We start from the raw sequence: 898 nt of genomic DNA, 5'->3' as shown, positions 1-898 counted from the left end.
TGATTTGGGAAACAACGCCTGCAAAAAGGCGTTTTCCACCTGGTGTCTTGCTTTATAAAGTTCCCTGTCATGCTCTCGCTGTTCCGTGCGATTACGCTTCGAGCGAATGATTGGCTCCATTCCCTTGCCTTTGGCCAAGGCTATCAGCGCATTGGTATCATATCCTCTGTCGGCCAATAAATACGCCGCTTCCAAGCCGCCAATCAAGGTTGCTGCTTGCGTACAATCTGCTGTCGTCCCCGACGTGATAATGCATTTTATCGGCATGCCATGTCCGTCAACTGCCAAATGGATCTTGCTGTTTAGCCCCCTTTGGTGATGCCCATATCCTGGTTACCACCCTGAGCCCAGCTGGCATGCGGATGGACCTTGATATGACTGGCATCGATAATCAGCCATTCATAATCCGGTTCTTTTATCAGACGTTCCTGGAGTCGAGCCCAAATTCCCTTGTCGCGCCAACGGCAAAACCGACGATGGGTGTTTTTCCAGTCACCGTAGTCAGGGGGCAGGTCTCGCCAAGGTGAGCCAGTGCGCAAGATCCAGAGAACAGCATTAATAAACAATCTGTTATCACGAGCGACACGCCCCCACTGGCCTTTTTGGCCTAGTAGATGAGGAGCGAGTAATGCCCATACTCGGTCGGAAATATCGTGGCGGCGATGTGCTGGTATTGTCATGTGGCTATACATTTTTACGTTGGCGGGGTGGGCATTGTACTGAAATTCATCAGCTAAAGACGACAGCCCCTAATGAGATCGCACAAACTGGACTGAGTTCCCCTCCTCCAGTGATCTACTATTCGGAACAGTTATTTAGGCGTTGTCCAAGGAATGTTCGAATTATCCAGTCCACAGATGTTGATATGGCGCTAGATCATGTAGTGGTCTAATCATCC

1 pseudogene is annotated in these 898 nt (G+C 50.0%); it reads right to left on the bottom strand.

From position 1 onward, the window contains the following. Positions 1-680, bottom strand: a pseudogene (locus BN1130_RS21665) (IS5 family transposase); the annotation flags it as partial. Positions 681-898 lie beyond the last annotated feature (218 nt).

Origin of the sequence: Aeromonas rivuli (assembly GCF_000820045.1) — a bacterium.
Lineage (GTDB): Bacteria > Pseudomonadota > Gammaproteobacteria > Enterobacterales > Aeromonadaceae > Aeromonas > Aeromonas rivuli.
Note: the sequence above shows the minus strand (reverse complement) of the source record. Positions and strands in the feature narration are given on the sequence as shown.